13 protein-coding genes are annotated in these 15909 nt (G+C 66.1%); 8 read left to right on the plus strand and 5 right to left on the minus strand.

Annotation, left to right across the window (positions count from 1 at the left end):
- Positions 1 to 44: 44 nt before the first annotated feature.
- The 4 genes from JL100_RS11765 to phaR all read right to left on the minus strand — a co-directional run bounded on the left by JL100_RS11765 (position 45) and on the right by phaR (position 4770).
- Complete coding sequence (locus JL100_RS11765; RefSeq protein WP_202679676.1) at positions 45 to 1073, minus strand: response regulator transcription factor; 1029 nt, start codon at positions 1071 to 1073, stop codon at positions 45 to 47.
- 71 nt (positions 1074 to 1144) lie between these two features.
- Positions 1145 to 3310 carry a glycogen debranching protein GlgX gene (gene glgX / locus JL100_RS11770; RefSeq protein ID WP_202679675.1) on the minus strand — a complete coding sequence of 722 codons (2166 nt, stop codon included), beginning with the start codon at positions 3308 to 3310 and terminating at the stop codon, positions 1145 to 1147.
- Between the two features lie 179 nt (positions 3311 to 3489).
- Positions 3490 to 3885 (minus strand): hypothetical protein, encoded by a 396-nt coding sequence (locus JL100_RS11775; protein ID WP_202679674.1) that lies wholly within the window; start codon positions 3883 to 3885, stop codon positions 3490 to 3492.
- A gap of 264 nt (positions 3886 to 4149) precedes the next feature.
- Positions 4150 to 4770 carry a polyhydroxyalkanoate synthesis repressor PhaR gene (gene phaR, locus JL100_RS11780; protein WP_158045137.1) on the minus strand — a complete coding sequence of 207 codons (621 nt, stop codon included), beginning with the start codon at positions 4768 to 4770 and terminating at the stop codon, positions 4150 to 4152.
- 485 nt (positions 4771 to 5255) lie between these two features.
- On the opposite strand from phaR, the gene JL100_RS11785 reads away from it, so the two are divergent.
- The 5 genes from JL100_RS11785 to JL100_RS11805 all read left to right on the plus strand — a co-directional run bounded on the left by JL100_RS11785 (position 5256) and on the right by JL100_RS11805 (position 9634).
- The gene (locus JL100_RS11785; RefSeq protein WP_228421213.1) at positions 5256 to 6437 is read left to right on the plus strand and encodes an alpha/beta fold hydrolase; all 1182 of its coding nucleotides are present in this window, start codon (positions 5256 to 5258) and stop codon (positions 6435 to 6437) included.
- Positions 6438 to 6617: 180 nt separating this feature from the next.
- Positions 6618 to 7793 (plus strand): acetyl-CoA C-acetyltransferase, encoded by a 1176-nt coding sequence (locus JL100_RS11790; RefSeq protein WP_202679672.1) that lies wholly within the window; start codon positions 6618 to 6620, stop codon positions 7791 to 7793.
- A gap of 181 nt (positions 7794 to 7974) precedes the next feature.
- Positions 7975 to 8697 (plus strand): acetoacetyl-CoA reductase, encoded by a 723-nt coding sequence (gene phbB / locus JL100_RS11795; protein WP_202679671.1) that lies wholly within the window; start codon positions 7975 to 7977, stop codon positions 8695 to 8697.
- A 95-nt stretch (positions 8698 to 8792) separates the two neighbouring features.
- Positions 8793 to 9173 carry a carboxymuconolactone decarboxylase family protein gene (locus tag JL100_RS11800; RefSeq protein WP_202679670.1) on the plus strand — a complete coding sequence of 127 codons (381 nt, stop codon included), beginning with the start codon at positions 8793 to 8795 and terminating at the stop codon, positions 9171 to 9173.
- Positions 9170 to 9634, plus strand: a complete 465-nt coding sequence (locus tag JL100_RS11805) for an NUDIX hydrolase (protein WP_202679669.1) — start codon at positions 9170 to 9172, stop codon at positions 9632 to 9634. The genes JL100_RS11800 and JL100_RS11805 overlap by 4 nt, the downstream gene beginning before the upstream one ends.
- Before the next feature lie 63 nt (positions 9635 to 9697).
- On the opposite strand, the gene carA is transcribed toward JL100_RS11805, so the two are convergent.
- Positions 9698 to 10891 (minus strand): glutamine-hydrolyzing carbamoyl-phosphate synthase small subunit, encoded by a 1194-nt coding sequence (carA, locus tag JL100_RS11810; protein WP_202679668.1) that lies wholly within the window; start codon positions 10889 to 10891, stop codon positions 9698 to 9700.
- A 331-nt stretch (positions 10892 to 11222) separates the two neighbouring features.
- Here carA and JL100_RS11815 point away from each other — a divergent pair, with 331 nt between their 5' ends.
- The 3 genes from JL100_RS11815 (at position 11223) to rpoD (ending at position 15822) form a co-directional block, all read left to right on the plus strand.
- Positions 11223 to 11678, plus strand: a complete 456-nt coding sequence (locus tag JL100_RS11815; protein ID WP_202679667.1) for a GatB/YqeY domain-containing protein — start codon at positions 11223 to 11225, stop codon at positions 11676 to 11678.
- A 184-nt stretch (positions 11679 to 11862) separates the two neighbouring features.
- The gene (dnaG, locus tag JL100_RS11820; RefSeq protein ID WP_202679666.1) at positions 11863 to 13728 is read left to right on the plus strand and encodes a DNA primase; all 1866 of its coding nucleotides are present in this window, start codon (positions 11863 to 11865) and stop codon (positions 13726 to 13728) included.
- Positions 13729 to 13857: 129 nt separating this feature from the next.
- Positions 13858 to 15822 carry an RNA polymerase sigma factor RpoD gene (gene rpoD / locus JL100_RS11825; protein WP_202679665.1) on the plus strand — a complete coding sequence of 655 codons (1965 nt, stop codon included), beginning with the start codon at positions 13858 to 13860 and terminating at the stop codon, positions 15820 to 15822.
- Positions 15823 to 15909 lie beyond the last annotated feature (87 nt).

Genomic DNA, 15909 nt, shown 5'->3' on the forward strand with positions numbered 1-15909 from the left:
GAACATCCTCACATGGCGGATGATCCCGTCCTTTCCCGGAAAGGTCAAAGAAAGCTGCCGGTCCCGGCCAGTCCCCCCTGGACAAGGCTTTTGGCCCCTTCGGCCGCCTTGGCCTCCGCCATCTCGTTGAGCCGGCTGCGGTACATTGCCGCCGCGGCGGCGACCTCGCGGCCCGGAGCGTCCGCGGGGCGCTCCGGGCTCAGCGTCGACATGATCTCCAGCGCCGAGGATTTCAGGCGGTCCAGCCCTGGCGGAACCATGCCGGAGAGGATCTGGGCGTGCGCCACCTCGACCGCGGCGATCAGGGCCTTGGCTTGGTCGGCGGCCGTGGAGCGGCTGCCGGTCGCATGGGCGGGCAGGCGATGGATCAGGTCGTCCAGCACGGGCACCACCCGCGTCAGGTGCTCGACCGCGATCCGTTCGACAGGCACGGCCGAGAGGCCCGGGGTCGCGAACTCGATCAGGAAGGCGGCCTGGAACGCCTGCCGCAGCAGTTTCTGCTCGTTCACCTCGGCGGATGCCCGTTCGATCAGTTCGTGAGGGTTGGTCCTGCCGAAGGCGTTGGTCGCCTTGAGGCGCAGCGTATTCGGAACCTCGACCAGGGGGATCTGGCTGCCTTCGCGCGGGGACTTGCGCCGGTCCGGGCCGATGAAGTCGCTGGTCACCACGAAGTTCCGCGGGTTCTCGACCAGGGCCGTGATCCGCTCGTGGAGTTGCTTGGGAGCCAGCGGCTTGACCAGCAGGGCGTCAGCGCCGCAATTGGTCACCCGGGCGAGCAGCGGCTTCGTCGGGTTGAAGGCGGTCACGACGATCGCGAGGAACGGATTGGCGCCCAGCAGGCCGTGGCGGAGGGCATGAACGACCTTGAAGGTCTCGCTGTCGGTGCCGGTGGCGTCGGCGACCAGCAGGTCGGGATTGCCGGTCTCGAACGCTTTCCGGACGTCCTCCATATGACCGAACGCCTGGACCCGGTTGATCCGCAGATGCCCCAGGGCGTCGCGCATCAGGCGGCGGACATTGCCCTCGGGTTCGAACAGGATGCACTCGACCTGGCTTAGATCGTACTCTGGCATGGCGATGATCGGTCGGCAGAAGGACAGGATCGGCGCGGGCGCGCGGGAAAGCCCAGTATCGCCGCCAATCCCTAACGCGCCGCTAAATCGAGACGATTTGTATCTACCAGCACGAACAGATGAGCCGAACGGCCGTCCACATCGAAGGTTTCGCCGGCCGGAAGGTCCCCGCGATCCGAATGCCCGTCAGCCTCGACCGTATCCAGCAGGCAGCGCCAAGCCGTGCCGCCCCGTACTTTCGGCAGGATGAACGGGACCGTATCGTGGAAGGCGTTGAGGATGATCAGCAGGCGGTCGTCCGTCGCCGGGTTGCCGTCGTGCGTCATGTAGTCGCCTGCCTCTCCGTTGAGCAGCAGCCCGATGCAGCGGGCGTGCCGGTCGCCCCACTGCGCACTGGTTTTCTCGGTGCCCTGCGGCGTGATCCAGGTGATGTCCTTGACCTCGTCGGCCGACTTCTTGGTGCCGTGAAGGAATACGGCGCGGCGCAGCACCGGGTGTCGCCGCCGCAGGTCGAGCAGCCGCCGGGTGAAGTCGGCAAGGTCGCGCCCGTCGGCGGTGACGCCCGGCCAGTCGATCCAGGAGACTTCGTTGTCCTGGCAATAGGCGTTGTTGTTGCCGCCCTGGGTGCGTCCGATCTCGTCGCCGGCCAGCAGCATCGGCGTACCCTGGGAGAGCAGCAGGGTGGTCAGGAAGTTTCGGCGCTGGCGCTCCCGGAGGGCCGTGATCTTGGGATCGTCCGAGGGGCCTTCGACACCATGGTTCCAGCTGTGATTCCCCGAGTGGCCGTCCCGGTTGCCCTCGCCGTTGGCCTCGTTGTGCTTGTGATTGTAGGAGACCAGGTCGTTGAGCGTGAAGCCGTCGTGGGCGGTCACGAAGTTGATGCTGGCCCAGGGCCGCCGCCCATGCCGCTCGAACAGGTCGCTCGATCCCGTCAGCCTGCCGGCCAACTCCGGCAGCATGCCCTCGTCGCCGCGCCAGTAGCGCCGGACCGTGTCGCGGTAGCGGTCGTTCCATTCCGCCCAGCCCGGCGGGAAGCCGCCGACCTGATAGCCGCCGGGGCCGATGTCCCACGGTTCGGCGATCAGCTTCACGCCGGACAGCACCGGGTCCTGGCGCACGGCGTCAAGGAAGCCGGAGCCGGCGTCGTAGCCGTGGATTTCGCGCGCCAGCGTCGTGGCGAGGTCGAAGCGGAAGCCGTCCACATGCATCTCGGACACCCAGTAGCGCAGGCTGTCCATCACCATCTGGAGAACCCGCGGATGGGTGATCGCCAGCGTATTGCCGGTGCCGGTGTCGTCGATATAGAAGCGCTTGTCGCCGGGCATCAGGCGGTAGTAGCTGGCGTTGTCGATCCCCCGGAAGCTCAGCGTCGGGCCCATGTGGTTGCCCTCGCCGGTGTGGTTGTAGACCACGTCCAGGATCACCTCGATGCCGGCCTCGTGCAGCCGCGCCACCATGGTCTTGAATTCCGACAGGACGCCGGTCGTCATGAACCGCGGCTCGGGCGCGAAGAAGCCGATGGTGTTGTAGCCCCAATAGTTCCGCAGGCCGCGCTCCACCAGGTGGCGGTCGTCGCAGAAGGCCTGGACCGGAAGCAACTCGATCGAGGTGATGCCCAGCGAGCGCAGCTTGTCGATCACCGACTGGGTGCTGAGCCCGGCGAAAGTGCCGCGGAGTTGCGGTCCGACTTCGGGATTGCGCATGGTGAAGCCGCGGACATGGGCCTCGTAAATGACCGTGTCGCTCCAGGGGACGCGCGGCGCCCGGTCGTTGCCCCAGGTGAAGGCGCGGTCGACCACCCGGCACTTGGGCATGCCGCGCGCGTTGTCGCGGCGGTCGAACGACAGGTCCTCGCGGGTCGAGCCGACGCGGTAGCCGAAATGGGCGTCGGACCAGCGGAGCGCTCCGAACAGAGCCTTGGCATAGGGATCGAGCAGCAGCTTGTTGGGATTGAACCGGTGGCCGGCCGACGGTTCATAGGGTCCGTGGACCCGGTAGCCGTAGAGGGTGCCCGGCCGCGCCTCCGGCAGGTAGCCGTGCCAGACCTGGTCGGTATATTCGGGCAAGGCCACCCGATCGATCTCGCGCGTGCCGGTCTTGTCGAACAAGCATAGCTCGACCTTGGTGGCATTGGCCGAGAACAGGGCGAAATTGACGCCGAAGCCATCCCAGGTAGCGCCCAGCGGATAGGGCCGGCCGGGCCATACCACGGTGCGCTGGGAGCCCGTCGTCTTCATGTGCGTTCACCGCTAAGGTCGGGAAGGGGATTGGTGCGTAGGAAACCGAAAGTCACTCTGCTTCCGCGAGGTGTGGCGATATCGGATGGTACCTGCTGGGCAAACGCAAGTATGGGAAATCGCCGTGCCGTGCAAGAGCTTCGTGCCGGGAGCCGAAACCCCGCCCGAATGCGTTGCCGTCAGGGCATACCGTAGCGCAACCGGGGCGCCGCGGTCTCGCTCGCGCGCTCGTAGGCGCTGATCGCCTGCCGCCACGGCTCGATGTAAAGACCAGTCTTGAGGACTTCCTGCGCCAGGACCTGGGCAACGAACGGGGCGCTGCCGGGAGCCGCCCAGGCGCGCCGGCTTTCGGCTGCCTGAGGCTGGGCGGCGATCGCGGACTGGCGCGGCGCTTCCACGTCTTCGCGCCGCGCTGCGGGATCGGCGCGGTCGAATGCGGTTCCGGCGGTGGCGTCGTCCGCCTCCCGGTCCGCCGCCCGCCGCGGGCGGCGGCGCCTCTCGCGCTCGACTTCATCCGTCCGCGCCGGCAGGGAGCGGGCAGGGGATATCGGCACCAGACTGCGCGAGTCGGGCAAGGGCTGGATCGGAGAGCGTGAAAACGGGCCGACGGCCATTCCCGTGCCGAACCTTCTGCTGGATGGACCTTCCAGGGATTGAACAGCAGTTTCGATCCCGGAGCCTTAAGGAATTCCGAATCCGGACGGCGCCGGCGGATTAGCCCCCGGGGAAGGAATTCGGGCAATCGCGATGGTTCCGGGCGGGGCTGCCGGATGGGCACCAAGGCACCGCCCCGCCGGACGCAGCCTTCCTTCCGGCAAGTCCCGGCCGTCCGGTTTCCGTTACTCGGCCTTCGACTTAGTGATCGTGACGAGTTGCTTCTGAAGTTCTTCGAGCTGCTTCTGCAGGTCGTCCAGCGTCTTCTCGCTTTCGGCCCGGGCGCGCTGGGCCGCCTGGTCGAACTGCTCCGCCGCGGCCTTGCCCTGCTCGGTCTGCGGTCCGAACGGGGTGAACATCCGCATCGCCCGCTCGAACATCGCCAGGTTCTGCTTGCCCACTTCCTCGAACGTGGTGCCGAACGGGAAAATCCCGCCGATCGTGTTCGAGAAATAGTCGCGCATCTGTTCCTGGTTCCGGGCGAACGACTGCATGCTGTATTCGAGGTAACGGGGCACGACCCACTGCATGTTGTCGCCGTAGAAGCTGATCAGCTGGCGGAGAAAGCTGATGGGCAGAAGATTCTGTCCTTTGCTTTCCTCCTCCACGATGATCTGCGTCAGCACGGAACGGGTGATGTCCTCGCCCGTCTTCGCGTCATAGACGACAAAGTCCATCCCGTCCTTGACCATCTGACAGAGGTGGTCCAACGTGACGTAGCTGCTCGTTGCAGTGTTGTACAGCCTGCGGTTGGCGTACTTTTTGATCGTGATCGGGGCAACTTTCGCGTCGTCTTTTTCGGCCATTTCGTATGCTTTCACGCGGTGGCATTGCGCTTAAATCCCTCAAGACATTAGGAGTACGCGAAGAAAGCTCCTTTAAGCAAGCTTTCTGCCGCGTCGCCGTCCGCAATTGGGCGGCGACCTGTTCGGGCCGCGACATACCGTACAATGGCGGCGCCCTGTTCAAATGCGGTAGTTCACTATTATATTCGCCGCCATGGCCAACACATCGGATCAGGAACCGCCCTCCCTCGAAAGCCTCGCGCGCCGCTATCTCGACCTTTGGCAGGACCAATGGTCGGCGCTGGCGGTCGATCCCGAGGTCGCGGAGAATTTCGCCCGCCTGTTCCAGATCCTGGGGCAGGGAGCCGCCGCCATGGCTCCCTTTTCGGCATTCGCCGCGCGCGGCAGCAGTCAACATCAGCAGTTTCATGACCCATTCGCCCCCTTCACGGCCGGCCGACCCATGGCGGATACCCCGACAGGGACCGCGTCCGCTCGCGCTCCACATGGCGGCGACCCTGACCACGCTGCTGAGCTCGCCCGCCGGATTGCCGTTCTTGAGGAGCGGATCGATTCCCTGGAAGGGGGGGCTTCGGGACCGCGCCGCGGACCTGCGGGCGGAACTCGCCGGCGTCGATCCTGAAGCTTTCGCGCGGGCCGTCGACCGCGAGATGCGGTGGCGGTTCGACGCGCTGCTGACGGGGGTGGAACGGTACCGGAACCATGCCTACCGCCGCGATCTTGCCGATCCGCCGGCGGTCTGGCGCGAAGGGCCGGCCCGCCTGCTCGATTACGGGGCGGGCGACGGGCCGGGCGGCGGCGGGCTGCCCGTCCTGTTCGTCCCGTCGCTGATCAACCGCCACTACATACTCGACCTGTCCGGGGATTGCTCCCTTATGCGCTGGCTGGCCGTCCGCGGCATCCGGCCGCTGCTGCTCGACTGGGGCCGGCCCGGCCCGGCGGAACGCCGCTTCACCCTGACCGACTTCGTCGCCGGTCGGCTGGAACGCGCGCTGAATGCCGTCCTGGACCTGTTCCCCGCGCGGCCGGCCGTGGTCGGGTACTGCATGGGCGGCCTGCTGGCGACGGCGCTCGCCCAACGGCGGCCCCGCGATGTCGCGGGCCTCGCCCTCCTTGCGACGCCTTGGGATTTCCATGGCGACAATCCGGCCATGGCGAAGCGCACGGCCGCCGCCTTGGCCCCCTACGAGCCGGTGCTCGATACCTGGGGCGAACTGCCGGTGGATGCCATCCAGGCGCTGTTCGCGATGCAGGACCCGCTGCAGGTCGCGCGCAAGTTCACCCGGTTCGCGCGGATGCCGCCGGACGGCGCCGCCGCCCGCGGGTTCGTGGCCCTGGAGGACTGGCTGAACGACGGCGTCGCTCTGCCGGCGGCGGTTGCGCGGGATTGCCTGACCGGATGGTACGGCCGCAACGACACCGCGGAGGGGCGCTGGAGCATCGCCGGAGAGAGCGTCGATCCCCGCAGGCTTCGGCCGCCTGCGCTGGTCATGATCCCCGAGAAGGACCGCATCGTTCCGCCGTGCTCGGCGCGGGCGCTGGCCCAAGCGATCCCCGGCGCCGACATCCACAATCCCCACCTGGGGCATGTCGGCATGATCGTCAGCGCAGGAGCGCAGACTTTGGTGTGGGAACCCCTTGCCGAATGGCTTCGCAACCGAAGGTGATTGCTCTAATAGTTAGGAGACTAGGTTTCTCTTTTCGAATGCGCGACTTAGTAGCGCGGGCAAAAGTGTAGGGCGGGCATGAACCCGCGGTGACTTGCGCCGAAAAATTGCTGGGGCTAGTTTAAGCCGTGCTTAAGGCAGGCCCATAAAAAAATTGCCATCAGCTAAGGAGCGTTCCCCATGACCGAAGTCGTTATCGCCAGCGCCGCGCGCACGCCGATCGGTGCGTTCAACGGCTCGCTGAGCTCGGTACCCGCCCATACCCTGGGCGAAGTGGCGATCCGCGAGGCGCTGAAGCGCGCGGGCGTCGATGCGGGCGAAGTGTCGGAGGTCGTGCTGGGGCAGGTCCTGACCGCCGGCACCGGCCAGAACCCCGCCCGCCAGGCCGCCATCGCCGCCGGCATCCCGGTGGAGAAGACCGCCTACGCGATCAACCAGCTTTGCGGTTCCGGCCTGCGCACCGTCGCGCTCGGCTACCAGGCGATCAAGCTGGGTGACGCCGACATCGTCGTCGCCGGCGGCCAGGAGAGCATGAGCCTGGCACCCCACTGCATGCATCTGCGCAACGGCACCAAGATGGGTGACACGCAGATGATCGACACCATGATCAAGGACGGGCTTTGGGACGCCTTCAACGGCTACCACATGGGCACCACGGCGGAGAACGTCGCCCAGAAGTGGCAGATCACCCGCGAGCAGCAGGATGAATTCGCCACCGCCTCCCAGAACAAGGCCGAGGCGGCGATGAAGTCCGGCAAGTTCAAGGACGAGATCATTCCGGTCACCATCAAGACCCGCAAGGGCGACACCGTCGTCGACACCGACGAGTTCCCCAAGGCCGGCGTCACGGTCGATGCCCTGGGCAAGCTGCGCCCGGCCTTCTCGAAGGACGGCTCGGTCACCGCGGGCAACGCCTCGGGCATCAATGACGGCGCCGCGGCGCTGGTGCTGATGGGGGCCGATGCCGCCGCCAAGCGCGGCATCACGCCGCTGGCCCGCATCGTGTCGTGGGCGACTGCCGGCGTCGATCCCGCCATCATGGGTTCCGGCCCGATCCCGGCCAGCCGCCTGGCCCTTCAGCGCGCCGGCTGGAGCGTCGACGACCTGGACCTGATCGAGGCGAACGAGGCCTTCGCCGCGCAGGCCTGCGCGGTCAACAAGGACCTCGGCTGGGACAAGTCCAAGGTCAACGTCAACGGCGGCGCCATCGCGCTCGGCCATCCGATCGGTGCGTCCGGTGCCCGCGTCCTGGTCACGCTGCTCCACGAGATGCAGAAGCGCGACGCCAAGAAGGGCCTCGCCACCCTGTGCATCGGCGGCGGCATGGGCATCGCCCTCACCGTTGCCCGCGACTAAGCGGTCCGGTTCCTGTTGATGCACGTTAGCGTTGACATCGGGCCGGATCCGTCCGGGTTGATGCACGTCAACGCGCAGGACGTGAACGACTGTTAATACTGTCAGGCTGAAGCCGCACGTCATCGCGGCTTCAGCTTCGGCCACCACGTCAAATCATCATCGCTTTCTGGGGGAGGAATCAATGGCAAGAGTTGCAGTTGTTACGGGCGGTACGCGCGGCATCGGCGAAGCCATTTCGGTCGGTCTCAAGGACGCCGGGTATAAAGTCGCCGCCATTTACGCCGGCAACGACGAGAAGGCTAAAGAGTTTTCCGAGCGGACCGGCATCGCGGTCTTCAAGTGGGACGTCAGCAACTTCGAAGCCTGCAAGGAGGGTCTCGCGAAGGTCGCGTCGGAACTGGGGCCGGTCGAGATCGTCGTCAACAACGCCGGCATCACCCGTGACGGCGTCATGCACCGCATGACCTACGAGCAGTGGAACGACGTCATCCAGACGAACCTGACGTCTTGCTTCAACATGTGCCGCAACGTGATCGACGGCATGCGCGAGCGGGGCTTCGGCCGCATCGTCAACATCGGCTCGATCAACGGCCAAGCCGGCCAGTACGGCCAGGTGAACTATGCGGCGGCCAAGTCGGGCATCCACGGCTTCACCAAGGCGCTCGCCCAGGAGGGTGCGGCCAAGGGAATCACCGTCAACGCGATAGCGCCCGGCTACATCGACACCGACATGGTCCGTGCCGTTCCCCCGAACGTGCTGGAGAAGATCGTCGCCAAGGTTCCGGTCGGACGGCTCGGCAAGGCGTCGGAAATCGCCCGCGGCGTGCTGTTCCTGGTGGCCGACGAGGGAGGCTTCGTCACCGGCTCGACCCTGTCGATCAACGGCGGCCAGCACATGTATTGATCCTTCGCCCCTCCGGCGGTGTTAGGATCGACGGGGCGCCCCGCTGGGGCGCCCCGTCTTCATTTCCGCAGGCAACATTTCCGAGTGGAGGACAGATGGTCGAGTACGAGGACGCCAGTCCCGAAGTCCGCGCCGTCTATGACGACATCATGGCGACCCGCAAGACCGACCTGATCAACAATTTCTGGAAGGTCCTGGCCAGCCATCCGCCGACGCTGAAGCGCACCTGGGAGAGCATCAAGGAAGTCATGGCGCCCGGCGCGCTCGATCCGCTGACCAAGGAGATGGTCTATCTCGCGGTCAGCGCCACCAACAACTGCGAATACTGCATCGCCTCGCATACGGCGGCGGCCCGCAAGGCCGGCATGACGGACGAGATGCTGGGCGAGTTGCTGGCCGTCGTCGGCATGGCGAACGAGACCAACCGGCTCGCCAACGGCTACCGCGTCCAGGTGGACGAGCGGTTCAAGTCGTGACCCCGCCCAAACGGGGGTACCCTGACCGGGAATATCCGGACCGGCCCTGGGTCGGGGTCGGCGTGGTGGTCTGGCAGGGCGACCGGGTCCTGCTGATCCGCCGAGGCCGGGCGCCCCGACTTGGTCAATGGGGCTTGCCGGGCGGCGCGCAGTCGGTCGGCGAGACCCTGTTCGAGGCGGCGGCGCGCGAGGTGCTGGAGGAGACCGGTCTCGTGGTCGATCCGCAGGCGGTCGTGACGGCGCTGGACTCGATCAGCCGCGATCCCGATGGGGAGATTCAGTTCCACTACACCCTCGTCGAGGTGCTGGCCGAATGCGCCGAAGGCGATCCGGTCGCGGCCGACGACGCAATGGATGCACGGTGGGTCACGCCGGAGCAGGTCTCGGAACTGGTCGAGTGGGGGGAGACGATCCGGGTGATCCAGCTGTCCCGGGCATTCCGGCGAGGGATCGCCGGGTAGAATTCTCGTACCTCGGATGGACGGGCATCTTCATCCATGCCCGTCCAACCGTGACGAAGCCGGTCAGCCTCGCTTGTCGATCAGGTCCACGAAACGGTGGAACAGGTAGTGGCTGTCCTCCGGGCCGGGCGAGGCTTCGGGATGGTACTGGACCGAGAAGATCGGCTTGCCCCTGACCTTCAGCCCCTCGTTGGTGCCGTCGAACAGGCTGACATGGGTCACTTCCACGTCGGTCGGCAGGCTGTCCGGCTTGACCACGAAACCGTGGTTCTGGCTAGTGATCTCGACCCTTCCGGTCTCCAGGTCCTTGACCGGGTGGTTGGCGCCCCGGTGGCCGCGGGGCATCTTCTCGGTCTCGGCGCCCAGCGCCAGCGCCATCAGCTGGTGTCCCAGGCAGATGCCGAACATCGGCACACCGGTATCCATCAGTCCGCGGATCGTCGGCACGGCATAGGTCCCGGTCGCGGCCGGGTCGCCCGGTCCGTTGGACAGGAAGACGCCGTCCGGCTTGTGACGCATCACGTCCTCGACCGTGGCCGTCGCCGGCACCACCGTCACCTTGGCGCCGGTCCCGGCGAGGCAGCGCAGGATATTGCGCTTGGCGCCGTAGTCGATCGCGACGACGTGGTGGCGCGGGTTCTCCTGCGTCGCGTAGCCCTGGCCGAGCTTCCACATCCCCTCGTTCCAGGAATAGGTCTGGCGGCACGAGACATCCTTGGCGAGGTCCATGCCTTCCAGGCCCGGCCATTGCCGCGCCTGGGCGACCAGCGCGTCCAGGTCGAACCGCCCGTCCGGGGCGTGGGCGATCACGCCGGTAGGCGCCCCCCCGTCGCGGATGCGCCGGGTCAGGCGCCGGGTGTCGATGCCCGAGATGCCGATCAAGTCGAAGCTCTTCAGCCAGTCGTCCAGGTGGCGGGTCGCCCGCCAGTTGGACGGATCGGTGATGTCGGCGCGAAGCACGAGGCCGCGGGCCGCGGGCGTGACCGTTTCGATATCCTCGCCGTTGGCGCCGGTGTTGCCGATATGGGGGAAGGTGAAGGTGATGATCTGCCCGGCGTAGCTGGGGTCGGTCAGGATCTCCTGGTAGCCGGTCATCGACGTGTTGAAGCAGACCTCACCGACCGACGCGCCCACGGCACCCAGTCCGCGCCCCCACAGCACCGTACCATCGGCCAGGACGAGGACGGCGGTGGCGCCATCCGGGCGCGACGCATCTGCGGCGCTCGGCGCCGGGGTGGCGGAAATGTTTTCGGACATCGGTGAAAGACCCCATATTGACGGCCCTTGCGGGCGCATTACCTGAAGCGGCTCGGACCCCGGCCGCCCCGCCCCGATTTGGTCGGCAGGAGGGCGCGCGTCAACCCCGCGGCCGGACCCGGACCATGCGCCCGGGCTCGATCGCGGCCCGGCCTTGATCGTGGTTGGAACCGACCGCGTGCGATTAGACCATGGCCGGCGCCCGGTCAATAGGATGCGGTGTCCGCATCGCTCTGTCGGGGCGGGCGGCGGGCATGCCGTGGCGCCGCTGGCGGAGGGGGCCGACATTCGCTATCATTCTGTAAAATTTGCTTCATGAGGACTCCACACGATGTTCCGCAGCCGGCTCAACGAGGCCTTGAAAGAGGCGATGCGGTCCAAGAACCAGCGCGCCGTCTCCACGCTGCGCCTGATTTTGGCGGCTCTGAAGGACCGTGACATCGCCGCGCGCGGGCGCGGGGTCACCGACGGCATCGATGAGGACGAGATCCTGTCCATGCTCCAGACCATGATCAAGCAGCGGCGCGAAGCCATCGCCCTATACGAGCAGGGCGGCCGGCTCGAACTGGCCGAGCAGGAGCGGGAAGAGATCGGCATCATCGAGACCTTCCTGCCCAAGCAGTTCAGCGAGGACGAGATCCGCGGCGCGGTCGACACCGTGATCAAGGATATCGGCGCCACCGGCATCAAGGACATGGGCCGCACCATGGCCGAGCTGCGCACCCGCTATGCCGGCCAGATGGATTTCGGCAAGGCCAGCGGTTTCGTGAAGACCGCGCTGGTCTGACGACTTCCTCGATAGCGGTTTCCTTTATAGCCTGTTAACCAATCATGCCTTACCGTTCCAGCGACGCCGTTCATCGGCAGCCAAGAAGCTCGGACCCGGTTCCCGCAGCACTGGAGCGGCACACGCCATGATCTGGCGATCCAACTATCGGCAATCCAAGCATTGAAGGTGATGCGCAGGCGCCATGGCGTTTCCTCCCCAATTCCTTGAAGAGCTGCGGGCGCGTCTGCCGCTCTCCGACGTTGTCGGGAAACGGATGCGGCTGATCCGCGCGGGCCGGGAATTCAAGGCGCCCTGTCCCTTCCACAACGAGAAGACGCCGAGCTTCTACGTCAACGACCAGAAGGGCTTCTTCCACTGCTTCGGTTGCGGCGCCCATGGCGACATCATCGGCTTCGCGATGCGCCATGACAATCTGGCCTTTCCCGAAGCGGTCGAGCAACTGGCGTCCGAGGCCGGGCTGCAGGTGCCCCAGGCCACGCCGGAGGACCGGCAGCGCTTCGAGCGGCAGAAGTCGCTGCACGACCTGGTCGAGGCGACCTGCCGCTGGTTCGAGAAGCAGCTTTCCGGCGCCGGCGGCCATGCCGCGTTCGACTACCTGAAGAGCCGCGGGCTTGACGAGGAGACGATGGTCCGCTTCCGCCTCGGCTTCGCCCCGGCGGACGGCAACGCTTTGCGCGTCCATCTGGCGCGGGAAGGATTCAAGGAGGAGGACATGCTGGAGGCCGGCGTCGTCAGGGCGTCGGACTATGGCGGCGGAGCCTTTTCCTTTTTCCGCAACCGCGTGATGTTCCCGGTCACCGACCGGCGCGGCCGTGTGGTCGCCTTCGGCGGCCGCATCATGGAAGGCGACGGGCCGAAATACATCAACTCCGCCGACAATCCCCTCTTCCACAAGGGGCGGCTGCTCTACAACATGAGCCGCGCTCGGCAGGCGGCGGCCGACGGCCAGCAGATCATCGTGGTCGAGGGCTACATGGACGTCATAGCCCTGGTCCGCGCCGGCTTCGACGGCGCCGTGGCGCCTCTGGGCACCGCGCTGACCGAAACCCAGATCCTGGAGCTGTGGAAACTGGCGCCCCCGGGGCGCCGGGTCCCGGTGCTATGCTTCGACGGCGATGCCGCCGGGCAGCGCGCCGCCTTTCGCGCGGTCGAGCGGGTTTTGCCGCACCTGCTGCCCGACCATTCGGTCCGCGTGGCCTTCATGGTGGGCGGCGACGATCCGGACAGCCTGCTGAGGAAGGAAGGGCCGAAAGCCATGCAGCAGGTGCTGGACGGCGCCATGCCGCTGGCCGACGTGCTTTGGCGGATGGAGGAAGAGGGCAGGGTGCTGGACACGCCCGAGGCCCGCGCCGGGCTCCAGGCCGCCTTGGACGAGCGGGTCGGCCTGATCGCCGACCGGACCGTGCAGTCTCTCTACCGCGACGAAATGCGCCGCCGCTTCTTCGAGAAGTTCCGTGCCCGGCCGGCGTTCCAACCGGGGCAGCGTTTCACCGGCGGGAGCGGAGGCGGATTCAAGGGGCGCGGCTACCGTCCGCCGCGCAACACCGATCCGCCGCCCGATTTTCAGCGCAGCCGGCCCAGGCCCGCTCGGGAAGGTCGGGAGCGTGTCCTGCTGGCAACACTGCTGAACCACCCTGAACTGTTCGAGGAGGTCGGTGAATCAATAGGTAGCGTTGAGTTCTCACTGCCCGCGCTTGACCTGCTCCGTCAGGCCGTCGTGTCGGTGCTTAGCGAAAATACCGGGCTTGACGCTGCCGGATTGGGTAGCCACTTGACTGATAAGGGCTTCTCCCAACTGGAAGATGCCATAGGTCCGGCTTCCTTTCTGTATGCCTTTGCCAGGCCCGATGCGACACTGGAGCAGGCCCGGCGAGGCTGGTATGACGTATGGGGGCAGACATATACCGATCATATCAAGTCCGAGCGCCGGGAGGCGACGCAATCCTTCGCCCGCGACATGAACGCCGATAACTGGTCTCGGGTCCGGGCGCTGCTCGAAGCCGAAGCCGGCGCGGCCGAGTTCGACGACCCCGACCTTGAATACTGAGGTCGCCTATGGCAGATGGAGCAGGAGCTTGGGTCAGGCCAAAAAAAGTCAGTCCTGTGTGTGCGGGTGGCGCGGGGCACCGTGGGCCTTGCGTCACGCACGTGTTATCTAGGCGGGGGCATCATTCGAATGGCCACGAAAGCGACGAACGGCGCGGAAGTGACGGAAAATCGTGAAGAATCAGGCGATGGCCCGCTGATGGACGGCATGGTGCAAGCGGTCAAGAAGATGATCGCCCGCGGCCGGGAGCGCGGGTACGTCACCTATGACGAGATGAATGCCGCCCTTCCGCCCGACCAATCCTCGTCGGAGCAGATCGAGGACACGATGGCCATGCTCTCGGAGATGGGCATCAACGTCATCGAGAGCGAGGAACAGGACGACAACCAGAACGCCGCCGCCGATGCGGACGGTGAGGCCCGGGTCGCCGGTAACCTGGACGACGACGATATCGGCCGCACCGACGATCCCGTCCGCATGTACCTGCGCGAGATGGGATCGGTAGAGTTGCTGTCCCGCGAGGGCGAGATCGCCATCGCCAAGCGGATCGAGGCCGGCCGCGAGCAGATGATCGGCGCGATCTGCGAATCTCCGCTGACGATCCGCGCGATCATCGAATGGCACGACGCCCTCAACGAGGGCAAGATGCTTCTTCGGGACATTATCGACCTGGACGCCACTTATGGCGGAGGACCCGACGCCGAGGGCATCAGCGTTCCGGCGGATGGGGAGGGCACCCCCGCGCAGGAGGCAGGCGCCGAGGAGTCCGAGGAAGCCCCGATCGGCGCCGAAGGCGAAGGTGAGGGAGAAGGGGAAGGCGAGGAGAACAATCTCTCCCTGTCGGCCATGGAAGCCGCGCTGAAGCCGCAGGTGCTGGAGACCTTCGAGAAGATCGCCGCGACCTATGAGCGGCTTCATAAGATCCAGGAAGCCCGGTTGGCTGCCATCCAGCGCGGAGAGGACCTGGGCAAGAACGACAAGAAGTACGACCGCCTGCGCGCCGAGCTGATCGAGCTGATGAATACCGTGCGCCTCAACAATGCACGGATCGAACAGCTGGTGGAGCAGCTTTACGGCCTGAACCGCCGCCTGAATAGCATGGAAGGCCGTCTGCTGCGCATGGCGACCGACTGCAAGGTCAAGCGCGAGGACTTCCTGCACCACTACCAGGGCCACGAGTTGGACCCCAATTGGACGGACAGGATCAAGGGGCTTTCCGGCAAGGCCTGGCCGCGCTTCCTTGAGAAACATTCGACCGAGATCGTCCGGGTGCGCGAGCAGATCTCCGTCCTGTCGGACGAGTCCGGCCTGCCGATCCAGGAATTCCGCCGCATCGTCTCGACCGTCCAGAAGGGCGAGAAGGAGGCGAGCCGCGCCAAGAAGGAAATGGTCGAGGCCAACCTGCGGCTGGTGATCTCGATCGCGAAGAAGTACACGAACCGCGGCCTTCAGTTCCTGGACCTGATCCAGGAGGGCAATATCGGCCTGATGAAGGCGGTGGACAAGTTCGAGTATCGACGCGGCTACAAGTTCTCCACCTATGCGACGTGGTGGATCCGGCAGGCGATAACCCGCTCCATCGCCGACCAGGCCCGCACGATCCGCATCCCCGTGCATATGATCGAGACGATCAACAAGCTGGTGCGGACCTCCCGCCAGATGCTGCACGAGATCGGCCGGGAGCCCACGCCGGAAGAGCTGGCGGAGCGCCTGCTGATGCCGCTGGAGAAGGTCCGCAAGGTCCTGAAGATCGCCAAGGAGCCGATTTCCCTCGAAACGCCGATCGGCGACGAGGAGGATTCGCATCTCGGCGATTTCATCGAGGACAAGAACGCGGTCCTGCCGCTGGATGCCGCGATCCAGGCCAACCTGCGGGAGACCACCACCCGCGTCCTGGCGAGCCTGACCCCCCGCGAGGAGCGTGTGTTGCGCATGCGCTTCGGCATCGGCATGAATACCGATCACACCTTGGAAGAGGTCGGCCAGCAGTTCTCGGTCACCCGTGAACGCATCCGGCAGATCGAGGCGAAGGCGCTTCGCAAGCTGAAGCATCCCAGCCGGTCGCGCAAGCTGCGCAGCTTCCTGGACACCTGAGCCGGCTTGACGGAATCGGCGGACGCGCGGCTTCGGTCGCGCGTCCCGTCCTTTCTGCGACGAGACCGGGGCACGGCAATTATCGGG

Source organism: Skermanella mucosa (genome assembly GCF_016765655.2).
GTDB lineage: Bacteria > Pseudomonadota > Alphaproteobacteria > Azospirillales > Azospirillaceae > Skermanella > Skermanella mucosa.